We start from the raw sequence: 20,727 nt of genomic DNA, 5'->3' as shown, positions 1-20,727 counted from the left end.
AAAAACGGGAGGTTCGGCGTGTTCGTTGAACGTGCGCCACTTGTCGACTTAGTGTCCTGTTCGGAAGGGTCAGACGAAGACCAGCAACAGACACACGGGTAACCCTAAACTTCAGCGTTAGGGTTCGGGTCGGCGTTCGGACCGTCCCAATCGGCATCAGTCGGCGCGGCGCTGGACCAGCGCTGCGGCGACACGTAACTCGAGGCGAGAGGCCTTCGACGTGGCAGCACCGCAGAACTACCTCGCAGTCATCAAAGTCATCGGTGTCGGCGGCGGTGGTGTCAATGCCATCAACCGGATGATCGAGGTCGGTCTCAAGGGCGTCGAGTTCATCGCTATCAACACCGACGCACAGGCCCTGTTGATGAGCGACGCCGACGTCAAGCTCGACGTCGGCCGGGAACTCACCCGCGGACTCGGCGCCGGAGCCAATCCGGGCGTCGGCCGCAAGGCCGCCGAGGACCACCGCGAGGAGATCGAGGAGGTCCTCAAGGGGGCCGACATGGTCTTCGTCACCGCCGGCGAGGGCGGCGGCACCGGCACCGGCGGCGCGCCGGTCGTCGCCAACATCGCCCGCTCGCTCGGCGCCCTGACCATCGGCGTGGTCACCCGCCCGTTCACCTTCGAGGGCCGGCGCCGCGCCAACCAGGCCGAGGACGGCATCGCGGAACTCCGCGAAGAGGTCGACACCCTCATCGTCATCCCCAACGACCGGCTGCTGTCCATCTCGGACCGCCAGGTCAGCGTGCTCGACGCGTTCAAGTCCGCCGACCAGGTGCTGCTGTCCGGCGTCCAGGGCATCACCGACCTGATCACCACGCCCGGTCTGATCAACCTCGACTTCGCCGACGTCAAGTCGGTCATGTCCGAGGCCGGTTCGGCGCTGATGGGCATCGGCTCGGCGCGCGGCGACGACCGCGCGGTGGCCGCGGCCGAGATGGCGATCTCCTCGCCGCTGCTCGAAGCGTCCATCGACGGCGCGCGCGGAGTGCTGCTGTCCATCTCCGGCGGCAGCGACCTCGGCCTCTTCGAGATCAACGAGGCCGCCCAGCTGGTCAGCGAGGCCGCCCACCCCGAGGCGAACATCATCTTCGGCGCGGTCATCGACGACGCGCTGGGCGACGAGGTCCGGGTGACGGTCATCGCCGCCGGATTCGACGGCGGACAGCCACCGGCCAAGCGGGACAACGTGATCGGCGCCACCTCCGGCAAACGCGAGGAGCCCGCGCCGGTGCGGCCCGCCGAGCCGCGCCCCGCCTTCGGCTCGCTCGGCAGCGTCACCCCGCGTGAGGACGACCCGACCCCCGAGGCCGCCCCCGAGCCGGCCCCGGTGAGCGAGCTCCCCTCCGCCGCGTCGTCCGCGCCGCAGGTGCCGCCGGCTCGCCCGTACCAGGACAGCCAGGCGGAAGAACTGGACGTTCCGGACTTCCTGAAGTGATACCGCGCTCCTTGACCGCGACGCACGACCTCGTGAGCGGCGCCCACTTCGCCTTCACCGACCGGTGGGGCGGGGTGAGCGCCGTTCCGTACGAGGAGCTCAACCTCGGCGGCGCGGTCGGCGACGACCCGCGCGCGGTGCGGACCAACCGCGAACGCGCCGCGAAGGCCCTGGGGATCGACCCCGGCCGGGTGGTCTGGATGAACCAGGTGCACGGACGCGAGGTCGCCGTCGTCGACGGACCGTGGGGCACGGACGCCGAACCCCCCGCCGTCGACGCCGTGGTGACCGCGCGCCGCGGCCTCGCGCTGGCCGTGCTCACCGCCGACTGCGTCCCGGTGCTGCTGGCCGACCCGGTCGCCGGGGTGGTCGGCGCCGCGCACGCGGGACGCCCCGGCATGGTGGCCGGGGTGGTGCCCGCCGCCGTCGAGGCGATGGTGCGGCTCGGCGCCGAGCCGGGGCGGATCACCGCCCGTACCGGACCCGCCGTCTGCGGCCGCTGCTACGAAGTGCCGAAGGACATGCGGGCCGAGGTCGCGGCCGTGGAGCCCGCGGCCTTCGGCGAAACGCGTTGGGGTACGCCCGCGGTCGATGTGACCGCGGGGGTGCACGCCCAGCTCGACCGGCTCGAAGTGCGCGACCGGTGGCGGTCACCGGTGTGCACGCTGGAGTCCGGCGATCACTTTTCGTACCGCCGCGATCGGACCACGGGCCGGCTCGCGAGCTATGTCTGGCTGGACTGATCGGGAATGACGGACCGTAAGGCTGAACTCGCCGAAAACCTGGCGAAAGTGGACGAGCGCATCGCCGCGGCGTGCGCCGCCGCCGGGCGCAAGCGCGAGGAGGTGACCCTGATCGTGGTCACCAAGACCTACCCGGCGAGCGATGTGCGGCTGCTCGCCGAACTCGGCGTGCGCGACGTCGCCGAGAACCGCGACCAGGACGCGGCACCCAAGGCCAGACAATGCGCGGATCTGCCGCTCACCTGGCACTTCGTCGGTCAGTTGCAGACCAACAAGGTGCGTTCCGTGGTCGGTTATGCCGGTCTGGTGCAGTCCATCGACCGGCCCCGGCTGGTCTCGGCCCTCTCCGCGGCCGCGGAGAAGGCCGAGCGCGAGGTGGGCTGCCTGCTCCAGGTCGCCCTGGACGCCGAGGTCGGCGGCCGGGGTGCGCGCGGCGGCGTGGCGCCGGACGGAATCGGGGAGTTGGCCCGACTCGTGGACGAGGCTCCGGGGCTGCGGCTCGACGGTCTGATGACGGTCGCGCCGCTCACCGGACCGTACGCGGGACGGCAACAGGCGGCGTTTGAGCAGCTGATGGAATTCTCAACCCTCCTGCGCGCGGCTCATCCGGCTGCGAACATGGTGTCAGCGGGGATGAGTGCGGACCTCGAGCAGGCCGTGGCCGCCGGTGCGACACATGTACGCGTCGGCACTGCGGTACTCGGAGTCCGACCCAGGCTCGGGTAACGTCGCCAAGCAAGTCGGACCACAGCAGAAAATATGGTCATTTCCGCTGATCGGCGGGGATACCCAGTGGATCGTGGGCACTTGGTGGCAGGCGAATCCACCACAGAGCGGAGGACTCAGAGCATGGCCGGCGCGATGCGCAAGATGGCGGTCTACCTCGGCCTCGTGGAGGACGACGGTTACGACGGCCGGGGGTTCGACCCCGATGACGAGTTCGAGCCCGAACTGGACCCGGAACCCGAGCGGGACCGTCGGCGGCACGAGCCGTCGCACACACCACTGGCAGAGGACGAACCGGTACGAAAGGTGCACGCACCGGCACCCCGTGACCCCATTCCGCTTCCGGCGGAAACCGGACGTCCCGCACGTATCGCCCCCGTGGCATCCATCACACCTGAACGTCAGAGCCTGGAGAAGAACGCGCCGGTGATCATGCCCAAGGTCGTGTCCGAGCGGGAGCCGTACCGCATCACCACATTGCACCCCCGGACCTACAACGAGGCCCGTACCATCGGGGAACACTTCCGTGAAGGCACTCCGGTGATCATGAATCTGACGGAGATGGACGACACGGATGCGAAGCGACTTGTCGACTTTGCCGCCGGTCTGGTCTTCGGACTGCATGGCAGCATTGAGCGGGTGACGCAGAAGGTGTTCCTGTTGTCGCCTGCTAACGTCGATGTCACGGCGGAGGACAAGGCCCGTATCGCAGAGGGCGGGTTCTTCAACCAGAGCTGAGACGCAGTACCAGATCACAGAGGCACGAGACAGGGGAGAGGGAAGCGCGAGTCATGGGCGTTGTCTTGGAAGTGCTCTACATCGCGCTGATGTGTTTCCTGATCGTCCTGATCTTCCGATTGGTCATGGACTACGTCTTCCAGTTCGCCCGCTCATGGCAACCCGGCAAGACGATGGTGGTCGTACTGGAGGCCACCTACACCGTCACTGATCCACCGCTCAAGCTTCTGCGGCGGTTCATTCCGCCGCTGCGTCTCGGGGGCGTGGCGCTCGACCTGTCCTTCTTCGTTCTGATGATTATCGTCTACATCTTGATCTCTGTCGTGAGGGGATTCGCGGGGTGACTGTGGGCGATACCGTCTTGCCGAGTGCCGATGACTACGTTGAGGTGAAGAGATGCCGTTGACCCCCGAGGACGTGCGGAACAAGCAGTTCACGACCGTCCGCCTCCGAGAAGGCTATGACGAGGACGAGGTCGATGCCTTCCTCGACGAGGTCGAGTCCGAACTGACCCGCCTGCTTCGCGAGAACGAGGATCTGCGCGCCAAGCTGGCCGCGGCGACCCGTGCCGCCGCGCAGAACCAGCAACAGGGCGGCATGCGCAAGCCCCCCGAACAGCAGGGACCGCAGCAGCCGCAGGAACAGCGTCCCGGCGCTCCCGTGCCCGCCGCAATATCGGGTCCGCAGCCGGTCCCGCCGCAGCAGCAGCACATGGGCGGTCCGCCCCAGCTGCCCGGCGGCGCACCGCAGCTGCCTCCGGGTCCCGGCGGCCCGCAGCAGGGCGGCCCCATGCAGCAGCAGGGCGGGCCCGGCCCGATGCAGCAGCAGGGCGGTCCGGGGCCGATGCAGGGCGGCCCGCTGGGCGGCCCCGGCGGTCCGGGCGGACCGCAGCTGCCGCAGCCCGGTCAGGGCCCCGGCGGCGACAGTGCCGCGCGGGTGCTCTCGCTGGCGCAGCAGACCGCCGACCAGGCGATCGCGGAGGCCCGCTCCGAGGCCAACAAGATCGTCGGCGAGGCCCGTTCGCGTGCCGAGGGCCTCGAGCGTGACGCGCGCGCCAAGGCGGACGCCCTGGAGCGGGACGCGCAGGAGAAGCACCGGGTCGCGATGGGCTCCCTGGAGTCCGCGCGCGCCACGCTGGAGCGCAAGGTCGAGGACCTGCGCGGGTTCGAGCGTGAGTACCGCACCCGCCTGAAGTCGTACCTGGAGAGCCAGCTGCGTCAGCTGGAGACCCAGTCGGACGACTCGCTGGCCCCGCCGCGCACCCCGGCGACCGCGTCGCTGCCCGCGTCCCCGTCGATGGCCCCGGCCGGCGCTGGCGCGCCGTCCATGGGAGGCGGCGGTCACACCATGGGCGGCAACCAGTCCATGGGCGGCAACCAGTCGATGGGCGGCGGACCCGGCGCGGCTCCCAGCGGCGGCAGCTCGTACGGCGGCCAGCAGCAGATGGCCCCCGCGATGACGCAGCCGATGGCGCCGGTGCGGCCGCAGGGCCAGCAGCAGCCGATGCAGCAGGCTCCGTCGCCGATGCGCGGCTTCCTCATCGACGAGGACGACAACTGACCCGACTCGTGCGCACAGCGCGCGCGTAGCGTCGGCAGCACTCACGGCCGGGCCCGGAACATGACGTTCCGGGCCCGGCCCCTTTGCTACCCCCGACCGCCGGAGGCATGCATGGATATGCCGCTCGGCTGTGCCAGCCGAGCGGCTGTGCCCGCGTACGCAACGCCGAAGGCCCGCACCGGCCCGATCGACCTGATCGGGTGGTGCGGGCCTTCGGGGTTACCGAACGGGCGTGCCCTCGTGGCGCCCCCGCCGCTGCCGGGTCTCGCTACCGGGGCGTCTCGGTCCTGCGGAGCCGGAAGGTGAGCTGGAGCGACGGGTCCGTGAAGGGCTCGCCGTAGCTGTCGTCACCCTCGCCTCCGCCGAAGTCCAGGGCGAGCACCTCTTCGGAGATCAGCCCCGCGTGCTCGGTGAGCGCGGCCGTGGTCTCCTCCGCCGTGGCCGTCCAGCGCACCGCGATCCGGTCCGCGACGTCCAGACCGCTGTTCTTACGGGCCTCCTGGATCAGCCGGATCGCGTCTCGGGCCAGGCCCGCGCGCCGCAGCTCGTCGGTGATCTCCAGGTCGAGGGCGACCGTGGCGCCGGAGTCCGACGCCACCGACCAGCCCTCGCGCGGGGTCTCGGTGATGATGACCTCGTCGGGGGCCAGCGTGACCGTCTCGCCGTCGACCTCCACCGACGCGGTGCCCTCGCGCAGCGCGAGCGACAGCGCGGCCGCGTCGGCGTGCGCGACGGCCTTGGCGACCTCCTGGACGCGCTTGCCGAACCGCTTGCCCAGGGCCCGGAAGTTGGCCTTGGCGGTGGTGTCCACCAGCGAGCCGCCTACCTCGGAGAGCGAGGCCAGCGAGGAGACGTTCAGCTCCTCGGCGATCTGCGCCCGCAGCTCGGCGCCGAGCGTCTCGAAGCCGCTCGCCCCGACCAGCGCGCGCGACAGCGGCTGCCGGGTCTTGACCCCCGACTCGGCGCGTGTGGCACGCCCCAGCTCGACCAGTCGCCGTACCAGCGCCATCTGCCGGGACAGCTCCGGGTCGATCAGCGAGGGGTCGGCCACCGGCCAGGACGACAGGTGGACCGACTCCGGGGCCTCGGGGCTGACCGGCACGACCAGGTCCTGCCAGACCCGCTCGGTGATGAACGGGGTGAGCGGGGCCATCAGCCGGGTGACCGTCTCGACCGCCTCGTGCAGGGTGCGCAGCGCCGCCTTGTCGCCCTGCCAGAAGCGGCGGCGGGAACGGCGTACGTACCAGTTGGAGAGGTTGTCGACGAAGGTCGACAGCAGCTTGCCCGCGCGCTGGGTGTCGTACGACTCCAGCGCCTCGGTGGCCTGCTCGACCAGCGCGTTCAGCTCGCTGAGCACCCAGCGGTCCAGCAGCGGACGCTCGGCCGGAGCCGGGTCGGCCGCGCTCGGCGCCCACTGCGACGTACGGGCGTACAGGGCTTGGAAGGCGACCGTGTTCCAGTATGTGAGGAGCGTCTTGCGGACGACCTCCTGGATGGTGCCGTGGCCGACGCGCCGGGCCGCCCACGGGGAGCCGCCCGCCGCCATGAACCAGCGGACCGCGTCGGCGCCGTGCTGGTCCATCAGCGGGATCGGCTGGAGGATGTTGCCCAGGTGCTTGGACATCTTGCGGCCGTCTTCGGCCAGGATGTGGCCCAGGCACACGACGTTCTCGTACGACGACTTGTCGAAGACCAGGGTGCCGACCGCCATCAGCGTGTAGAACCACCCGCGGGTCTGGTCGATGGCCTCGGAGATGAACTGCGCCGGGTAGCGGCTCTCGAACAGCTCCTTGTTCTGGTACGGGTAGCCCCACTGCGCGAACGGCATCGAGCCCGAGTCGTACCAGGCGTCGATGACCTCCGGCACACGGGTCGCGGTGCCCGAGCACTGGGGGCAGTCGAAGGTGACGTCGTCGATGTACGGGCGGTGCGGGTCGAGCCCGGACTGGTCGACGCCGGTGAGCTCGCTCAGCTCGGCGCGGGAGCCGACACAGGTGAGGTGGTCGTCCGCGCAGCGCCAGATGGGCAGCGGGGTGCCCCAGTAGCGGTTGCGGGACAGCGCCCAGTCGATGTTGTTGTTCAGCCAGTCGCCGAACCGGCCGTGCTTGACCGAGTCCGGGAACCAGTTGGTCCGCTCGTTCTCTTCGAGGAGCCGGTCCTTGACCGAGGTGGTGCGGATGTACCAGGACGGCTGCGCGTAGTAGAGCAGCGCGGTGTGGCAGCGCCAGCAGTGCGGGTAGCTGTGCTCGTACGGGGTGTGCCGGAAGAGCAGGCCGCGCGCGTCCAGGTCGGCGGTCAGCTGCTCGTCGGCCTTCTTGAAGAAGACGCCGCCGACCAGCGGTACGTCGTCGGCGAAGGTGCCGTCGGGGCGTACCGGGTTCACCACCGGCATGTCGTAGGCGCGGCAGACCTTGAGGTCGTCCTCACCGAAGGCGGGGGCCTGGTGGACCAGGCCGGTGCCGTCCTCGGTGGTCACATAGTCGGCGTTGACGACGAAGTGCGCCGGGCCGTCGAAGGGGACCAGCTCGAAGGGGCGCTGGTAGGACCAGCGCTCCATCTCGGCGCCGGTGAAGGTCTGCCCGGTCCGCTCCCAGCCCTCGCCGAGCGCCTTCTCGACCAGCTGCTCGGCGACGACGACCTTGTTCTCGGGGTTCTCGCTGTCGGCGGCGACGACATAGGTGACCTCGGGGTGGGCGGCCACGGCGGTGTTGGAGACCAGGGTCCAGGGCGTGGTCGTCCAGATCAGCAGCGCGGCCTCGCCCGCGAGGGGGCCCGAGGTGAGCGGGAAGCGGACGTAGACCGACGGGTCGACGACCGTCTCGTAGCCCTGGGCCAGCTCGTGGTCGGACAGGCCGGTGCCGCAGCGCGGGCACCAGGGGGCGACGCGGTGGTCCTGGACCAGCAGCCCCTTGTTGAAGATCTCCTTCAGCGACCACCAGACCGAGTCGATGTACTCGGGGTTCATCGTCCGGTAGGCGTCGTCCAGGTCGACCCAGTAGCCCATGCGGGTCGTGAGGTCGGCGAAGGCGTCGGTGTGCCGGGTCACGGACTCACGGCACTTGGCGTTGAACTCGGCGATGCCGTACGCCTCGATGTCCTTCTTGCCGTTGAAGCCCAGCTCCTTCTCGACGGCCAGCTCGACGGGCAGGCCGTGGCAGTCCCAGCCTGCCTTGCGGGCCACGTGGTAGCCGCGCATGGTGCGGAAGCGCGGGAAGACGTCCTTGAAGACGCGGGCCTCGATGTGGTGGGCGCCGGGCATGCCGTTGGCGGTGGGCGGGCCCTCGTAGAACACCCACTCGGGGCGGCCTTCGGACTGCTCCAGGGTCTTGGCGAAGATCTTCTGCTCGCGCCAGAAGTCGAGCACGGCGTGCTCCAGGGCGGGCAGGTCGACCTGGGCGGGCACCTGGCGGTACTGCGGCGTCGTCATTCGCGTCTTCCTCCGACGGGCTGCTGCCTTCCGTCGGAGGGACGAGAGCCGGACGCCGTACGGCGCGCTCCCGCGGTACCACCCTCCTTGGCCCATCGGCGCGGGTGTGCCGACGAGCCCCCTCATTGGGCCGCGATGCCGGGTCTACTGGCCGTGGGCTGTGCGCCGTGGCGTTCTTCCGGCGGCTCCGGGGTGATCTTCGCGCTCGCGCTGGCCCCCGGACTCGCACCGTCTCCGGGTCGCTCTCGGCTGCGTACGGACGCTACTCGTCCCCATCGATGCCTGTTCGCTGAGGCCAGTGTACGGGGCCGGGCGGGGGTCGGCCGACCGGATATCGCGGGGGCCGGGCGGGGCGGGCGTACCGGGTCGGGCGGCGCGCCCGGCGCCGGGGTCCGCTGACCCGAATGGGCATACGGCCGTGCGGCGGTCTCGGGAGTGCGGCCAGGGGCGGATTACCGGGCGGGGAGCTGGGCACAACGGATGCAGGCCCGTGGTGCGGCACCCGTGGGGCGGGCCTGTCGGGCGGCGTGCCCCGTTGCCGCGAGCTTGGAGTCGATTTATCGTCCCAGCACGATTCGCGTGCAAGATCACAAATTGTGAAGGGGCCGCGGCCATGGTGGCGAAGAAGACCGCCGCACAGCGTTCGGCGTCCGACAGATCCACCGGTTCCGCTGGTGCGAAGGCCAAGGACGTGGGCGGCAAGAAGAGCACGGCCGCGGCGAAGAAGACGGCCGCGACGTCCGAGAAGGCGGAGGGCCCCAAGAAGGCCGTGACCAAGGCCACGGCCAAGAAGGCCGCGGCCAGGAGCGCCGCCCCGGCTAAGAAGGCCACGCCCGAGGAGCCCGCGACGAAGAAGGCCGCGGTGAAGAAGACCGCGGCCAAGAAGACCGCGGCGAAGCCCGCGGCCGCGAAGAGCACGGCCAAGAAGAGCGCGAGTACGGGCAAGAAGAGCGCTGCCAAGAAGACGGCCGCGTCCGCGGCCGATGTCGCGGCGAGTGCCGCGGAGAAGACGGGAGCCAGGTCGGTGGTTGCGAAGAAGACTCCGGGTACGGCGACGGCGGCAGAGGCGGAGGCGGAGAAGGACACCGGAGGCGTGCCCAAGGCGCGGGCCGCGGCGGCCGAGCCCGGTGAGCTCGCGGTGCGTCCGGGCGAGGAGCCCTGGACCCCCGACGAGGTGGCCGAGGCCCGCACCGGGCTGATCGCCGAGGCGGAGCGGCTGCGTACCGAGATCCACAGCGCCGAGGAGGCCCTGGCGGGCCTGATGCGGGACTCGGGGGACGGCGCGGGCGACGACCAGGCGGACACCGGCACCAAGAACATCACCCGCGAACACGAGCTGGCGCTCGCGGCCAACGCCCGCGACATGCTCCAGCAGCTCGAACGGGCCATCGAGCGCCTCGATGCGGGCACGTACGGTTTGTGCGAGAACTGCGGCAAGCCGATCGGGAAGGCGCGCATCCAGGCGTTCCCGAGCGCCACCCTGTGCGTCGAGTGCAAGCAGAAGCAGGAGCGCCGCTACTGACGGAACCGCTGACGCTCGGTGACCGTGCGTGGGTGTCGTACCCTCATCCTCAGTCAGGTATCGAGGTTGAGGGACTCACGTGGCAGAGGCGGAGCGCATCATCAGTACGCCGGACGACATCCCTGAGGGCGCGGGCGCGGAGCCGGAGCGGAAGGGCGAGGAGACGGCAGAGCCGTCAGCGCCGTCAGCGCCGTCGGAGTCGCCGGAGTCGTCGGAGCCGTCCGCGCCCAAGGGGCGTCGGCGGATCGCCGTGCTGCTCGGCGTGGCCCTGTTCGCGTACCTGCTGGACCTGGGCAGCAAGATCCTGGTGGTCACCAAGCTGGAGCACCACGAGCCGATCGAGGTGATCGGCGAGTGGCTGCGGTTCGAGGCGATCCGGAACGCGGGCGCGGCCTTCGGCTTCGGCGAGGCCTTCACCGTGATCTTCACCGCGATCGCGGCGGTGGTGATCGTGGTGATCATCCGGCTGGCCCGCAAGCTCTACAGCCTGCCCTGGGCGATCGCGCTCGGCCTGCTGCTCGGCGGCGCGCTGGGCAACCTCACGGACCGGATCTTCCGGTCGCCCGGCGTCTTCGAGGGCGCGGTGGTGGACTTCATCGCGCCCAAGGGCTTCGCCGTCTTCAACCTGGCGGACTCGGCGATCGTGTGCGGCGGCATTCTGATCGTGATCCTCTCGTTCCGCGGCCTCGACCCGGACGGCACCGTCCACAAGGACTGACGGATCGCCTGGCGAGGACGGGCGGGCCGTCTGGCGAGGACGGGCGTACGGGAGCGCGCCCCGCGTCCGGCATACTCGTCTGGTGAGCGCCATTCCCGAGATCCGGTCCCTGCCCGTGCCCGACGGCCTGGAGGGCGAGCGTGTCGACGCCGCCATCTCCCGCATGTTCGGTTTCTCCCGTACGAAGGCCGCCGAGCTGGCGGCGGCGGGAAAGGTGCTGGTCGACGGGTCGGCGGTGGGCAAGTCCGAGCGGGTGCACGGCGGCGCCTGGCTCGAGGTCGAGATGCCGCAGGCCGCGCCGCCGGTGCAGATCGTCGCCGAGCCGGTCGAGGGCATGGAGATCGTGCACGACGACGACGACATCGTGGTGATCGTCAAGCCGGTCGGCGTCGCCGCGCACCCCAGCCCCGGCTGGACCGGCACCACGGTGATCGGCGGTCTCGCGGCCGCCGGATACCGCATCTCGACCTCGGGCGCGGCCGAGCGCCAGGGCATCGTGCACCGCCTCGACGTGGGCACCTCGGGCCTGATGGCGGTCGCCAAGTCGGAGCGGGCGTACACCTCGCTCAAGCGGCAGTTCAAGGAGCGCGTGCCCGAGAAGAGGTACCACACGCTGGTGCAGGGCCACCCGGACCCGATGAGCGGCACCATCGACGCCCCGATCGGCCGCCACCCCCAGCACGACTACAAGTGGGCCGTGACCGCCGACGGCAAGCCGTCCGTCACGCACTACGACCTGATCGAGGCCTACCGCGCCGCGTCCCTGCTCGACGTGAAGCTGGAGACCGGCCGCACCCACCAGATCCGGGTGCACATGGCCGCCCACCGGCACCCGTGCGTGGGCGACCTGACCTATGGCGCCGATCCGACGCTGGCGGGCCGCCTCGGGCTGACCCGCCAGTGGCTGCACGCCGTGCGGCTCGGCTTCGAGCACCCGGCGGACGGCCGGTGGGTCGAGTTCACCAGCGGCTACCCGGCCGACCTGCAGAAGGCCCTGGACGCGATCGCAGAGGAGACCTACGGGTGACCGAGGGAACACGGACGACCGCGCCGTACGAGGTCCGGGTGGCCGCGTCGCCCGCCGACCGCGAGGCGTGCCGCGCGGTCCGCAGGGCGGTCTTCGTCGTCGAGCAGGGCGTGCCCGAAGAGCTGGAGTACGACGCGTACGACACCGACGAGGGCACCGCGCACGTGGTCGCCGTCGGCCAGGACGGGCCGCTGGGCGCGGGGCGGCTGCTCGTCGGCCCCGAGGGGTACGGCCCCGAGACCGGCAAGCTGGGGCGGCTCGCGGTGCTCAAGGCCGCGCGCGGGCTCGGCGTGGGCGTCGCGCTGGTGCGGGCCGTCGAGGCCGAGGCGGCCCGCCGGGGCTGTACCGAGGTCGTGCTGTACGCCCAGACCTCGGCGCTCGGCTTCTACGAGCGCCTGGGGTACGCGGCCTACGGGCCGGTGTTCCCGGACGCGGGCATCCCGCACCGCGCGATGCGCCGCACCCTCTGACCCGACCGCCCCACCCATGCGGGGCGGCCCGCCGCCCGCCGGTCTCCCGCGTCAGCCGCGCCCGGTGCGGGGCGGCTCGGGGGCCGGGTGCTCCGGGTGGTAGTCGGCCGGGGGGACCGCCGCGGCGGAGGTGGCGACGCGGGGGAGCGCGTACGGGTGGTGCTCGGCGAGCCAGGCGATGAGCTGCTCGCGGACCGTGACCCGTACCGTCCACACGTCGTTCGGGTCCTTCGCCGTGGCCACCGCGCGAACCTCCATGGTGCTCGGCGTGGTGTCCGTGACGGCCAGGCTCCAGTCCCGCCCGTCCCACGCCGGGCAGGCGCGCAGGATCTCGTGGAGCTTGTCGCGCATCTCGTGCACGGGCGCGTTGTGGTCCAGGTGGAAGAAGACCGTGCCGGTGATCTGCGCGCCGCCGCGCGACCAGTTCTCGAACGGCTTGCTGGTGAAGTACGACACCGGCATGGTGATCCGGCGCTCGTCCCAGGTGCGGACCGACAGGAAGGTCAGCGTGACCTCGTCGATGGTGCCCCACTCACCGTCCACGACCACCGTGTCCCCGATCCGCACCATGTCGCCGAACGCGATCTGGAAACCGGCGAACAGATTCCCGAGCGTGGACTGGGCGGCGACACCGGCGACGATGCCGATGATGCCCGCCGAGGCCAGCATCGAGGTGCCGACCGTGCGCATCTCCGGGATCGTGAGCAGCATCGCGGCCGCCGCCACCACGCCGACGACCGCCGTGACGATCCGCATGATCAGCGTGACCTGCGTCCTGACCCGGCGCACCCGCGCCGGGTCGCGGCTCTGGGCGGCGTAGCGGGCGTAGGTGGACTCCACGGCCGCGGAGGCGATCCGTACCACCAGCCAGGCGCCCGCGGCGATCAGCACCAGAGTGAGGGTCTGCCCGATGCCGACCCTGTGATCCTGGATCAGCTCCCACTTGGTCTGCCAGTACGTCCCCCGCAGCAGCGCGGTGAGCACGACCACCTGGAGCGGAAGGCGGCAGCGGCGCAGCAGGCCCCACAGCGGCGTCTCCGGGTGCCGACCGTCGGCCCGGACGAGCAGCCGGTCCACCAGCCAGCCGAGAACCAGGGTGATGACCAGCGAGCCACCGAAGACGATCAGCGGGCGCAACACGTTTTCCATGGGGTCGACGGTAACTGGCACCATGGGGTGCATGAACATCATGCTCTTCCACTCCGCCTACGGCCTGCGGCCCGGCGTGCACGCGGCGGCCGAGCGGCTGCGCGCGGCCGGTCACGAGGTGCGCGTTCCCGACCTGTACGACGGGCGCACGGCCGAGACCGTCGAGGAGGGCATGAGGATCAAGGACGAGATCGGCTCGGACGAGCTGCTCAAGCGGGCCGTGCTGGCCTCGGCGCCGCACTCGGACGCCGGTCTGGTCTACGCCGGGTTCTCGCTCGGCGGCTCGCTCGCGCAGAATCTCGCGCTCGGCGACGAGAAGGCCCGCGGACTGCTGCTCCTGCACGGCACATCGGACATCGCCGAGGACGCGGCCGTCGACGAGCTGCCGGTGCAGCTGCATATCGCCGACCCCGACCCGTTCGAGCCCGACGACTGGCTGAACGCCTGGTATCTGCGGATGCGCCGGGCCGGCGCCGATGTCGAGGTCTACCGCTACCGGGGCGCCGGGCACCTCTACACCGACCCGGAGCTGCCGGACCACGACGCCGAGGCGGCGGACGAGACCTGGCGCCTCGCGCTCGGGTTCCTCGACTCGCTGGAGTAGCGCGCCCCTAGGAGCGGGCAGCCCGCCTCTAGGGGCGGGAGCAGCCGCTGGCGACGGGTTTCGCCGGGTCGCAGATGTACCGGCGGTCGGCCTCCCGGTGGCTGACGTACCGCCCGACGCACTGGTTGTTGGTGCCGAGGCCCTGGGCGCGGCACCAGGCGACCGCGGCGTTCCCGTCCTGGAATCCGGGCCGGTAGAGCATCCAGTACCCCGCCCGCAGTGAGGCGTAGTCGCCGCTGTCGAGGTACCGCACGCCCTCGACGCCCTTCGCCCGCAGCGCCGCGACGGCCTTGTCGCGCTCGCCGGGGCCCTCGCTCCGGGCGATCGAGCCCAGCTGGGCGACCCAGGTGTCGGCCACCGCGTCGGAGGGCGGGGGCGCTTCGGTGGTGGGGGCTTCGGTGGTCGGTTCCGTCGTCGGTTCCGAGGTTGGCTCCGAGGTTGGTTCCGTCGTCGGTTTCGTCGTCTTCGTCGTCGGCTCCGTGGTGCGGGTCGGGGTGTCGGTCGGCGTCCGGGTGGGTTTTTGCGTCGAGGGCTCGGGCGTGGGCTCGGCGGGTGAGCCGGTCGGCGCCGCCGGTGAGTTGGTGCGGTCGCTGCCCTTGTCTCCGCTGATCTCGTTCTCGGCGCCGTCGCGCAGTGCGAACACGAGCGCGGTGGCGGCCACCACGGCGACGGCCACCGCGACCGCCGCGACGATCACGGGCGTACGGCTGCGGGGTCCGGGGTACGGACGGGGCGCCGTCGGCCGCTCGGGCGGGGCGCCGGACGAGGTGTCCAGCGGGGCGCCGGCGGGGACGCTGGCAGGGGCGCCGGGTGCGCCTGGCGCGCCGGGCGCGGCCGGGCGCGGGCTGTCGATCTGCGTCGGGGGCGGCGGCAGCGGGGGAGCGTGGGAGGTCTGGGTCGGCTGCGCCCAGTCGGGCCGCGCGCCCGACTCGACCTGCGCCAGCATCGCGTCCAGCCGCGCGGGGTCGGGGCGCGCCGCCGGGTCCCGTACCAGCAGGGCGGACAGCACCGGGGCGAGCGGCCCGGAGCGCACCGGCGGCGGCACCGGGTCGTCCAGTACGGCCGCGAGGGTGGCCAGCGTGGTGGCGCGGCGCAGCGGGCTGACGCCTTCCAGCGCCACATACAGCGTCAGGCCGAGCGACCACAGGTCGGACGCCGGGTCGGTGTCGACGCCGCGCACCCGCTCCGGCGCGATGTACTCGGGGGAGCCGATCAGGTCGCCGGTCGCGGTGAGCGAACTGGCGCCCTGCAACGCGGCGATGCCGAAGTCGGTGAGGACCGCCGAACCGTCTTCGCGGAGCATGACGTTGGCGGGCTTGACGTCCCGGTGGTGGATGCCCGCCGCGTGCGCGGCGCGCAGCGCGGACAGCACCTGGCGGCCGATCCTGGCCGCGTCCGTCGGCGGCAGGGGGCCCTGGCCGATGCGGTCCTGGAGGTTGTGCCCCGGCAGCAGCTCCATGACCAGCCACGGGTACGCGTGCCGCTCGCCCGCCGCTACGATGTGATGGATCGTCACCACATGCGGATGGCTGAGCCGGGCCAGCGCCCTGGCCTCCCGCAGTACGCGTTCGTCGAGCTGCGCCCGCGCGTCGGCGTCCAGTTGCGGGTCGGGAGGCCGGACCTCCTTCAGGGCCACCTCGCGGTGCAGCACGGTGTCGCGGGCCCGCCACACCGTGCCCATGCCGCCGCTGCCGAGCTGCCGCAGCAGCTCGAACCGCCCGTCGACGATCTCGCCGGGTGCGCTCACTGACCCGTTCCCCCGCTTTCTCGCACGTCTGCCCTGCCTGGTACTTCCAGGCAGGGTAGACGGCTTCGGGGAGCGCGGGTACGTCAGCCGGCGCGGTAGGCCGTCCAGCTGTCCTGCATCCGCTGGGCCTGGCCCTCGGTGAACTGGTACATGCAGGCGTCGTAGGTGTAGTCCATGAAGTTGTGGATCGGGTCCACACCCGCCTTGCGCTTGCAGCTGTCCCGGCCCTCGGGGCACTCGTACGCGGGGCTCTTCTCGGGGGCGGTGTCGGCGACGTAGTCGCCCTTGCCGTTACAGCCGCCCTGGAAGGTGTGGTACAGGCCCATCCAGTGGCCCACCTCGTGGGTGCCGGTGTCGCCCTCGTTGTAGTTGCCCGCGGTGCCGCCGGGCAGCGAGGCGTCCAGGACGACGACGCCGTCCATCTCCGGGCTGCGCTTGTACGAGCTGGGGAAGGTGGCCCAGCCGAGCAGGCCGTCGCCGAGGTCGGCGGTGTAGAAGTTCAGCGCGTCCGGGCCGCCCTGGCGGAGAGTGGACTTCATCTCCTTCTCTTCGGTGGAGCCATGCGAGAGGCCGTGGTACCAGTCGGCGTTGTCCGTGTACGTGGTGGCCGCCAGCGTGAACTGGAAGCCGGAGTCGGCGTTGCCGTCGCCCTGGCCGCCGAAGCCCGCGTTCAGGACCGCCATCTGCTTGTCGACGTCGGTGGAGCTGAGCTTGCCCGTGGCGCCGTCGTGGATCACATGGAAGTAGACCGGGACCGTGACGCCGGTGGCGTAGGCGTCGAACCCCTGGCCGCTGGAACGCGCTGTGTCGAGCTTCGACTTGAGCTGCTTCTTGAGGTCGGCGTTCATCGCCTCGGCGTCGGCCGCGGTGACGGCGTTCGGCTCCTTCGCGTGGCCGCCGTGGTCGTCGTGACCGGGTTTGGCCTTACGGGCGGAGGAGACGCCCTCGTCCTCGCACTCCTCGGCGGCGTGCGCGGCGGCGGGGGCCGCGCTGGCGTTTCCGGTGGGGGCGGAGAGCGGGGCGGCAAGTGCCAGGGTTCCGGCCATGATTGCCGTGCCGATGGCGCGTCTGCCCAGACGTGGGGATATACGGGCAAGGTGGCGCATGGTGACTCCTCGCGGAAGCGGGCGGGGAGGGATTTCCTCACCGCCGCGGGGAGATTACGTGCCCATGTCAGGTGTGGGGAGCGGCGATCAGGCCCAATCAAACGTCAGGTGAATCGGGCTAACGGGGAGAAAATTTGAGGCGTAAATCAGTGTTTGAAAGATGACTGAAACATCTGGGGTCGCCAGGGCGGTCGGTGTGTCCGGATTGGTGTCGCGGAGTGACACCCTCCGCTCCGGTGGCGTGATCTGCGCGTAACGGGCTCGATCATGGCTGAAATTGATCGGTGGGTGTGGAGAGTTGACCGAGGGGCGCGCCGAGCGGGGGCGCAAAACCGACTGACCGGCCAGCCCGAGGGCTGGCCGGTCAGGGTGCGGGGTGGCTAACGGGCGGGAGTGGTCAGCGGACGGGGTGGTACACGCGCTCCACGCGCTGGGTCCCCGTACGCGTGCGGTACGAGCGCGCCCACGCGGAGGTCGCGCCGGGGTCGGTCCGGTCGGACAGTGTGAAGTAGTCCATCTGCGCGCGGTCCGGCGTCACATCGAGGACGCCGTAGCCGTGCGAGTCCATGTCCAGCCACTTCACATGGCGGTTGGCCGCCTTGACGGCCGCTGCGGCGGCCAGCGAGACCGTGTGCGGGGCGACGCCGAGTATCTCGTCCAGGTTGTCCGACGTCACCGAGGTGACGACGAACTCCGTGGCGGCGGACGGCGACAGCGGATACGTCGCGGCCCGCACCGGCAGGTCGTTGGCCCACGCCATGTGGATGTCGCCGCTGAGGAAGACCGTGTCCCGCACCGCGTTGTCCTGGAGGTGGCGCAGCAGTTCCTTGCGGTCGGCCGTGTACCCGTCCCACTGGTCGGTGTTCACGGCCAGGCCCCCGGTGGGCAGGCCGAGCAGCTCGGCCAGCGGCCTGAGCAGATACGCGGGCAGCGAGCCGAAGGCCAGCGGCGAGATCATCACCGAGGTGCCGACCAGCTTCCACTGCGCGTCGGACCTGGTCAGGCCCTGCTTCAGCCAGTCGAGTTGGGCGCGGCCCGTCATGGTGCGCTCGGGGGAGTCCACGTCGCCGCTGCCGACCGACGCCTGCTCGGAGCGGAACGAGCGCAGGTCGAGCAGATGCAGATCGGCCAGCCTGCCGTAGCGGATACGGCGGAAGACGGTGCCCTCGGTCGCGGTGCGCACCGGCATCCACTCGAAGTACGCCCGCTTGGCGGCGGCCGACCGCCCGGCCCACGTGCCCTCGGCGTCGGGGGTGTGGTTCTCGGCCCCGCCGGACCAGGCGTCGTTGGCGAGCTCGTGGTCGTCCCAGATCGCGATCACCGGGTGCCGGGCGTGCAGCGCCTGGAGGTCGGGGTCGGTCTTGTACTGGCCGTGCCGGGCGCGGTAGTCGGCGAGCGTGACGATCTCGTGCCGCGGCTCGTGCTTCCGTACGACCTTGTCCGGCTCCGGGTAGCCGCCGGTCTCGTACTCGTACAGATAGTCGCCCAGGTGCAGGATCGCGTCCAGGTCGGCGCGGGCCGCCAGATGCCGGTACGCGGAGAAGTAACCGGCCTCCCAGTTGGAGCAGGAGACCACGCCGAAGCGGACGCTGTCGGCGGCGGCGTCGTGCGCGGGCGCGGTCCGGGTGCGGCCGACCGGCGAGCTGACGCCGCCGGCCAGGAAGCGGAAGTAGTAGTCGGTCGCCGGGTTCAGCCCCCGTACATCGGCCTTGACGGTGTGGTCGGACGCGGCCGTCGCGGTGGTCGAGCCGCGGGCCACGACCCTGCCGAACGCCTTGTCCTCGGCGATCTCCCAGTCCACCTGGAGGTCCGGGCCCTTGCCGGAGCCGGGCACCGCGTCGGCGGTCGGGGTGATCCGGGTCCACAGCAGAACGCCGTCCGGGAGCGGATCGCCGGACGCGGTGCCGTGCAGGAAGGCCGGGCCGTCTTCGGCCTCGGCGGCATGGGCGAGGGGGGCCGCCACGAGCGAGGCGACGGCGGCAGTGGCCGCCGCGGCCTTGACTACCGTACGGCGGCGGGGAGTTGTGTGGAGTCTACTGGTCACAACCGATCATATTACTGATCGGTACGGAAATCGGAACAGGCCGGAAGGGGCCGGAACAGGCGAAGGGCGGGCGACCACTGAGAGTTCGCCCGCCCTTCGCCTGGTGCTGCCCGCTGTTACTTCTTCTACTTCTTCAGGGCCGCGTCGAGCGTGGTCTTGAACTCGTCCAGGCTCTGCGGGGTCTCCAGCTTCTCGCCGTCCATCTTGAGGGTCGGCGTGCCCTGGACGCCGCTCTTGCTGAACTTGTCCGACATGTTCAGCGCCCACTTGTCGAAGGTGCCGTCCTTGACGTCCTTCTGGAAGGCGTCGTTGTCCTTGAGGTCGGGCACCTCGTTCGCGACCTTGATCAGATACGCGTCGTCCTTGAACTTGTCGTCGCTCTCCGAGGGGTGGTTCTTCTCGGAGTACAGCGCGGTCTTGTAATCGAGGAACGCGTCCGGGCTCACGTTCAGGGCCGCGCCCAGCGCGCTGAGCGCGTTCCTGGAGCCCTCGCCTGGGGCGGCGTTGTCGATGAAGGTGGCGCCGATGAACTGGACCTTGTACTTCCCGTCCTTGACGTCCTTGTGCAGCTGCTCGCCCGCGGCCTGCTCGAAGGCGGCGCAGGCCGGGCAGCGCGCGTCCTCGTACAGCTCCAGAGTCTTCTTCGCGTCCTTGTCGCCGATGACGACGGTGGTGCCGTCCTCGCCCGTGGCGCCCGCGGGCTTCACCAGCTTCTTGTCCTTGGCCTTGTCCCAGTAGTCGGGCTGCATGCTCTGCACGACCGCGTAGCCGACGCCTCCGGCGGCCGCGAGTACGCCGACGACGACGGCCGCGACGGTCAGCTGGCGGCGCGCCTTGTCCTTCTTGGCCTGCCGCTCGCGCTCGATCCGCAGCCGCTCGCGTGCCGCCCTCTTCGCTTCCTGGCTGTTGCGCTTGCTCATGATGGGGTTCTCCGTGGTCAGTCGTGACGTGGATGGGGGGATCGCCGTACTCGGCTCGCTTCGCTCAGGCGAGGGCGGAGTACGGGGGTCCACGCCGTCCGACGGAGTGGGTCAGCAGACGCAGGCGCAGGCGCGGGGCCGGGGTCCGGCGGGCCTGACGCGGGGTGCCGGGCAGGCCCGCACGGGGCGCCAGGACGACCGCGACCGCGATCAGCAGGGGGCGGAAGGCGAAGCCCAGGGCCGCGCGCAGCAGTTGGGCGAGCGCGCTCTCGCCGCGCCGCAGCCAGCCCGCGGCGCACAGCCCGATGCCCAGATGCGCGCCGAGCAGCAGCCACGCCGTGGACGGTTCGGCGCCGGCCAGCAGCTCGGCGGTGGGGCGGTGCCCGCCAGTCACCTGGGCCAGCGAGCCGCCCACATCGCCGCCGCCGCACAGCACATCGAAGCCGAGCGCGCGCAGCGGGCCCGCGACCGGGCCGCCCGCCTCGCCGTAGCAGACGTCCTGCCCGGTGGTGAAGACCGTGTCGGCGGCCAGCTCCAGCGGGATCAGCAGCGCGGCGATCCGCCAGAAGCCGCGCTCCCGCCCGGCCAGCAGAAACGCCACCAGAAAGACCGCAGCGCTCACGGCGGCGACGGTAGCCAGCGGCAGCGGCGCCTCGGACAGCAGCACATGCGCGGCGGCGGACAGCGTCACGACCAGTGCCGTGAAGAGCGCCGCCCGCAGCGCGCGCAGCTGCGTTCCGGAGATGTCGTCCATCGCCGCAGAGTGTGCCATGTCCCGAGCTAAAGCC

The 20,727-nt window shown here is 71.2% G+C and carries 18 protein-coding genes; 11 read left to right on the top strand and 7 right to left on the bottom strand.

The features are described from left to right. Window positions 1–220 precede the first annotated feature (220 nt). The 6 genes from ftsZ to ACX6XY_RS18200 all read left to right on the top strand — a co-directional run bounded on the left by ftsZ (window position 221) and on the right by ACX6XY_RS18200 (window position 5,205). Window positions 221–1,438: a cell division protein FtsZ gene (gene ftsZ / locus ACX6XY_RS18225; RefSeq protein WP_460331784.1), complete on the top strand. Its 1,218-nt coding sequence runs from the start codon at window positions 221–223 to the stop codon at window positions 1,436–1,438. Window positions 1,439–1,470: 32 nt separating this feature from the next. Continuing rightward, window positions 1,471–2,181, top strand: coding sequence for a peptidoglycan editing factor PgeF (gene pgeF / locus ACX6XY_RS18220; protein WP_460331805.1), 711 nt, complete (start codon window positions 1,471–1,473; stop codon window positions 2,179–2,181). 6 nt (window positions 2,182–2,187) lie between these two features. Beyond that, a complete protein-coding gene (locus ACX6XY_RS18215; RefSeq protein ID WP_460331782.1) occupies window positions 2,188–2,907 on the top strand; it encodes a YggS family pyridoxal phosphate-dependent enzyme in 720 nt (239 codons plus the stop codon). A gap of 123 nt (window positions 2,908–3,030) precedes the next feature. Next, window positions 3,031–3,645 (top strand): cell division protein SepF, encoded by a 615-nt coding sequence (locus tag ACX6XY_RS18210; protein ID WP_460331780.1) that lies wholly within the window; start codon window positions 3,031–3,033, stop codon window positions 3,643–3,645. Between the two features lie 53 nt (window positions 3,646–3,698). Next, window positions 3,699–3,989, top strand: a complete 291-nt coding sequence (locus tag ACX6XY_RS18205) for a YggT family protein (protein ID WP_460331778.1) — start codon at window positions 3,699–3,701, stop codon at window positions 3,987–3,989. A 52-nt stretch (window positions 3,990–4,041) separates the two neighbouring features. Then, the gene (locus tag ACX6XY_RS18200; RefSeq protein WP_460331776.1) at window positions 4,042–5,205 is read left to right on the top strand and encodes a DivIVA domain-containing protein; all 1,164 of its coding nucleotides are present in this window, start codon (window positions 4,042–4,044) and stop codon (window positions 5,203–5,205) included. A gap of 268 nt (window positions 5,206–5,473) precedes the next feature. Here ACX6XY_RS18200 and ileS read toward each other — a convergent pair whose 3' ends face one another. Beyond that, window positions 5,474–8,632 (bottom strand): isoleucine--tRNA ligase, encoded by a 3,159-nt coding sequence (gene ileS, locus ACX6XY_RS18195; protein WP_460331774.1) that lies wholly within the window; start codon window positions 8,630–8,632, stop codon window positions 5,474–5,476. 613 nt (window positions 8,633–9,245) lie between these two features. On the opposite strand from ileS, the gene ACX6XY_RS18190 reads away from it, so the two are divergent. The 4 genes from ACX6XY_RS18190 (at window position 9,246) to ACX6XY_RS18175 (ending at window position 12,369) form a co-directional block, all read left to right on the top strand. Then, entirely contained in the window at window positions 9,246–10,154 is a 909-nt protein-coding gene (locus ACX6XY_RS18190; RefSeq protein ID WP_460331772.1) for a TraR/DksA family transcriptional regulator, read from the top strand. 79 nt (window positions 10,155–10,233) lie between these two features. After that, a complete protein-coding gene (lspA, locus tag ACX6XY_RS18185) occupies window positions 10,234–10,872 on the top strand; it encodes a signal peptidase II (RefSeq protein ID WP_460331770.1) in 639 nt (212 codons plus the stop codon). An 82-nt stretch (window positions 10,873–10,954) separates the two neighbouring features. Further along, complete coding sequence (locus ACX6XY_RS18180) at window positions 10,955–11,899, top strand: RluA family pseudouridine synthase (RefSeq protein ID WP_460331768.1); 945 nt, start codon at window positions 10,955–10,957, stop codon at window positions 11,897–11,899. Continuing rightward, window positions 11,896–12,369: a GNAT family N-acetyltransferase gene (locus tag ACX6XY_RS18175; RefSeq protein WP_460331766.1), complete on the top strand. Its 474-nt coding sequence runs from the start codon at window positions 11,896–11,898 to the stop codon at window positions 12,367–12,369. The genes ACX6XY_RS18180 and ACX6XY_RS18175 overlap by 4 nt, the downstream gene beginning before the upstream one ends. A 51-nt stretch (window positions 12,370–12,420) precedes the next feature. Here ACX6XY_RS18175 and ACX6XY_RS18170 read toward each other — a convergent pair whose 3' ends face one another. Then, complete coding sequence (locus ACX6XY_RS18170; RefSeq protein WP_460331764.1) at window positions 12,421–13,518, bottom strand: mechanosensitive ion channel family protein; 1,098 nt, start codon at window positions 13,516–13,518, stop codon at window positions 12,421–12,423. 31 nt (window positions 13,519–13,549) lie between these two features. Between ACX6XY_RS18170 and ACX6XY_RS18165 the strand changes: the two genes are divergently transcribed. After that, on the top strand, window positions 13,550–14,122 hold the full coding sequence (locus ACX6XY_RS18165; protein WP_460331762.1) for a dienelactone hydrolase family protein: 573 nt from the start codon (window positions 13,550–13,552) through the stop codon (window positions 14,120–14,122). A gap of 28 nt (window positions 14,123–14,150) precedes the next feature. Here ACX6XY_RS18165 and ACX6XY_RS18160 read toward each other — a convergent pair whose 3' ends face one another. The 5 genes from ACX6XY_RS18160 to ACX6XY_RS18140 form a co-directional block, all read right to left on the bottom strand. Continuing rightward, window positions 14,151–15,869 (bottom strand): serine/threonine-protein kinase, encoded by a 1,719-nt coding sequence (locus tag ACX6XY_RS18160; RefSeq protein WP_460331760.1) that lies wholly within the window; start codon window positions 15,867–15,869, stop codon window positions 14,151–14,153. An 83-nt stretch (window positions 15,870–15,952) separates the two neighbouring features. Continuing rightward, window positions 15,953–16,975, bottom strand: a complete 1,023-nt coding sequence (locus ACX6XY_RS18155; RefSeq protein ID WP_460331758.1) for a zinc metalloprotease — start codon at window positions 16,973–16,975, stop codon at window positions 15,953–15,955. Window positions 16,976–17,372: 397 nt separating this feature from the next. Continuing rightward, window positions 17,373–19,019, bottom strand: a complete 1,647-nt coding sequence (locus tag ACX6XY_RS18150; protein WP_460331756.1) for an alkaline phosphatase D family protein — start codon at window positions 19,017–19,019, stop codon at window positions 17,373–17,375. A gap of 125 nt (window positions 19,020–19,144) precedes the next feature. After that, complete coding sequence (locus tag ACX6XY_RS18145) at window positions 19,145–19,939, bottom strand: DsbA family protein (protein ID WP_460331754.1); 795 nt, start codon at window positions 19,937–19,939, stop codon at window positions 19,145–19,147. Window positions 19,940–20,003: 64 nt separating this feature from the next. Then, window positions 20,004–20,711, bottom strand: coding sequence for a hypothetical protein (locus ACX6XY_RS18140; RefSeq protein WP_460331752.1), 708 nt, complete (start codon window positions 20,709–20,711; stop codon window positions 20,004–20,006). Between the last annotated feature and the right edge of the window lie 16 nt (window positions 20,712–20,727).

The sequence above is a fragment of the Streptomyces sp. O3 genome (assembly GCF_054788135.1).
Note: the sequence above shows the minus strand (reverse complement) of the source record. Positions and strands in the feature narration are given on the sequence as shown.